This window comes from Falsiroseomonas sp. RANM36 (assembly GCF_056682175.1).
The window spans coordinates 32,218-35,675 of the sequence record NZ_JBWXTD010000005.1; the positions used below are offsets into that span (position 1 = coordinate 32,218).

Sequence of the window (3,458 nt, forward strand, 5' to 3'; positions counted from 1 at the left end):
GCAACCGCCGTCTCGCGAAGGACTTCGAGGCCTCCCTCGCCTCCGCCGAGGCCTTCCTCTACGCCGCCTCCGTCATGCTCCTGCTACGGCGCATCGCCCGTTGCACATGAGATTCGAGACAGGCTCTAAGACGGTCCACCACCGAGAGCCATATATGCCTGGACTCTGGCAATCGACATACTCAGCCAAAACGCCCTTTTCGTTGAGGCGGCGTTGCACAGCGAAAAGCACGGATGTCTTTCCAGTCTTGCGTAGGCCAAAAAGACCGGAGTGTTCTTTTCGCACTAGCGCACGCTGGCACAATTCCTGAACAAGAGTGTCGCGTCCATAGAAATATTTGTCATGTTTTATTGGAGATGACATTCCAAATAGATCGAACTGTCCAATCTTGCTCGCCATCTTCGACCGAATCAGAAAGGGCGGTCGCTGCCGATCTTGAAGTTCAGAAGAGGAAATTGGAACAAGTATCCAGTCTTTTGTTTGCAGAGCAAGTGTGTCGATGGTTCTGGAATCTCCATCGAATATTACAATGGCTACGACATTCTCAACGCGGTGCCGGAATTCTGGCGCGCGTGAAATATTCTCAAGGGATGTAAGTATTCTCGCATCGGATTTTTCAAATGGGGAGTAAAGAGCAATTACTTCTCTGGGGAGTCCGAATCTTTCACTAGTAAAAATCTTTGGCGCGCATAGCCAGAATGCTTGCCCAAACTGATGGCTACCATACGTGACGTCGAACGCTTCATCTAAAGCGCTCGCGAGTCGTTCCTCAGCAGGGCGCGTATCGAAGTACGCTCGGCGCGCGTCTTCCTTAATTGCCATCTTCGCCCTCACTGCGCGGGTTGGCCAGACCTGCTGGTTCACAGATTCGCTACATCCAACTTTCGGCCCGCATCGCTGCCGCGTCAAACTCGTGGCTTGCTCTATGGCCGCACCCTCCCCACCACCCGCAGCCCATCCCCCTCCCGACGCAGCACCACCCCCTCGCCGCTCGCCGGAAACACGCCGGTCAGCGCCGTGATGTTCACCTGATGCGTGCTGACGAACAGCGCCCCCGGCCCGCGCCACGCCAGCAGCAGCGCCCGCGCCGCCTCCGTCCGCGCCGGCCCGTCCTCCCGCGCGCCGAAGAACGAATTGAACGCCGGCTCCACCACCCCCCGTCCGGGAAAGGCCAGCTCCGCGGTCTCCGTCGTGCGGCACCAGGCCGAGGCCAGCACCGCCCCCACCTCCACCCCCGCCGCGCGGATCGCCGCGCCGATCCGCCGCGCCTGCTCCCGCCCTGCCGCGTCCAGATTCCGCTGCGTCGCGCAGTCGCCCAGCCGCATGCCCGGCGGGTCGCCGCCGCCCGGCGCGATGGCGTGGCGGAACAGCACGATCCCACCCTCCCGCAGCGCCGCCCAGGCCGCCTCCTCGCTGGCCGAGGCCCCCCGCATCGGCACCGCCAGCCAAAGCCCCGCCAGCGCCAGCACCGCCCCCAGAACTCGCAACCGCATCCTCATGCGCGCGCAGATGGCGCCGCGCCCCCGCCTGCAAAGCCCGGCCCCACCGGCGACACCGGCCGATCTAGGAACAAAATCCTTGACTCCGCCACGGCCGCCGCGCGACGCTCCCAGCCATGTCCCTTTACCAACGCCTCCCCCACCGCCGCGCCGCCCCCCACGCCTGGTCCCCGCTGACCGACGCCGAGTGGGCGCGCCTCGAACCCCTCGTCACGCCCCGCAACCCGGGCCGCCCCACCGATCGCCGCCGTCTCTGGGACGCCATCTTCTGGATCGCCTGCTCCCGCAAACCCTGGCGGGAACTGCCAAAACATCTCGGCAAGCCGGACACCGCCCACCGCGCGCTGCGCCGCGCCGGCCAGGCCGGAATTTTTCCTATGTTGCTGCCGCTCGTCTCGGATGACCGCGACCTCGGCGGGTGGGAGGCGCTGCGCTGGCGCATTTGTCGGGCCGTCCGCCGCATCGCGAAGCTGCTGCCGCTCGCCGTCACCCTCATGGCCAACCGCCTCGGCCTGCGGGATGCCTTGCCCTGCGCGCCCGAAAAACTCCCCTGGCCGGCTTTGTCCGAAAACATCCGGCGCATCGCGCCGCTGATACAAAGCCCGACTCTCTTCGCCACCGTCGCGGCCGAGCTGCGCCTGCTCCACCGCCTCCTCGCCGGCGACTTTCGGGCGTGGCGCCGCACCGAATGACCGCCCACGGCTCCCGAACAACCGAAAGCATGCCCGCATCGGGCGCAGCCCTGCCCGCGAAGGCGGCGCAGGCCGTCGCGCGGCCGCCCGAAGCCCGCCCCGGCCGGATTGACCGGGAAGCGGCCCTTCGATCATCTGCCCCACCGCACGCACCCCAGGCAGAGGCCACGGAACCCCAAAAAATGCCAGCGACCCACCGCATTGCCGCAACGCCCGAGACGGTGCGCTTCGGCGCCTTCGACGCCGGCTTTCCCCCGGTCGCCAGCATCGCCAGCGGCGACCTGGTCGTCCTCGAATGCGTCTCCGGCGCGCCCGAGATCATGCCCGCCCCCGAATCCGGGCTGAAGGTGCCGCCGGCGCTCGCCGCCATCCACGCCGCCAACCCGCCCCGCCTCGGCCCGCACATCATCACCGGCCCGGTCGAGGTGAAGGGCGCCGAGCCCGGCGACGTGCTGCGCGTGGACATCGAGGCGATCGAGCTCGGCAACGACTGGGGTTTCTGCGGTTTTCGGCCCCTCTTCGGTACGCTTCCCGAGGATTTCCCCTACGCCCGCATGCTCCACATCCCGGTGGACGCGGAGAAAATGACCTGCACGGTGCCGGTCGGGCCTGGCGTGACCCTGCCGCTCAGCCCCTTCTTCGGCGTCATGGGCGTCGCCCCGCCCGCCGCCTGGGGCCGCATCTCCACCAAGGAGCCCCGCGCCCATGGCGGCAACCTCGACAACAAGGAGATCGGGGAGGGCGCGACCCTCTGGCTCCCGGTGCATGTCGCGGGCGCGATGTTCTCGGCCGGCGATGGCCACGGCGTGCAGGGCGACGGCGAGGTCTGCATCAACGCCCTCGAGATGTGCCTCACCGGCCATTTCCGGCTGACGCTGGAGAAGGGCGGCGGCGCCTCCGACCCTGCGCTGCGCTTCCCCCGCGCCGAGACGAAGAGCCACTACATCTCGATGGGCCTGAACGAGGACCTGGACCTCGCCATGAAGCAGGCGCTGCGCGAGATGATTTCGTTCATCGTCGCCCGCATGAACGTCTCCCCCGCGGACGCCTACCAGCTCTGCTCGCTCGCCGTGGATTTCCGCGTGACCCAGACCGTCAACGGCGAAAAGGGCGTCCACGGCATGCTGCGAAAGGGCCTCCTGTTCTGACCCCCTGCGCAAGCTGGGCGGGCGGCGTCAGCCCCCCCGCCCCCCCGGGGCGGGCCGTTGGCGCGGGCCGCCGGGGGGGGCCCGGCCGTAATATCCACACCTTTTCGCAAGCCCGCCCC

General features: G+C 67.3%; 3 protein-coding genes and 1 pseudogene. 3 read left to right on the forward strand and 1 reads right to left on the reverse strand.

Annotation, left to right across the window (positions count from 1 at the left end; genetic code table 11):
• Positions 1-110: pseudogene (locus AC1MIR_RS18060) on the forward strand (IS5/IS1182 family transposase); the annotation flags it as partial.
• Positions 111-923: 813 nt separating this feature from the next.
• On the opposite strand, the gene AC1MIR_RS18065 reads toward AC1MIR_RS18060, so the two are convergent.
• Positions 924-1,487, reverse strand: coding sequence for a histidine phosphatase family protein (locus AC1MIR_RS18065; RefSeq protein WP_480029585.1), 564 nt, complete (start codon positions 1,485-1,487; stop codon positions 924-926).
• Positions 1,488-1,615: 128 nt separating this feature from the next.
• Between AC1MIR_RS18065 and AC1MIR_RS18070 the strand changes: the two genes are divergently transcribed.
• Entirely contained in the window at positions 1,616-2,191 is a 576-nt protein-coding gene (locus tag AC1MIR_RS18070) for a transposase (RefSeq protein ID WP_480029586.1), read from the forward strand.
• Between the two features lie 182 nt (positions 2,192-2,373).
• A complete protein-coding gene (locus AC1MIR_RS18075) occupies positions 2,374-3,339 on the forward strand; it encodes an acetamidase/formamidase family protein (RefSeq protein ID WP_480029587.1) in 966 nt (321 codons plus the stop codon).
• The last annotated feature ends 119 nt before the right edge of the window (positions 3,340-3,458 follow it).

Coding starts and splice junctions, on each gene's coding strand:
- AC1MIR_RS18075 (WP_480029587.1), top strand. CDS start 2,374: ATGCCAGCGACCCACCGCATTGCCGCAACGCCCGAGACGGTGCGCTTC.
- AC1MIR_RS18070 (WP_480029586.1), top strand. CDS start 1,616: ATGTCCCTTTACCAACGCCTCCCCCACCGCCGCGCCGCCCCCCACGCC.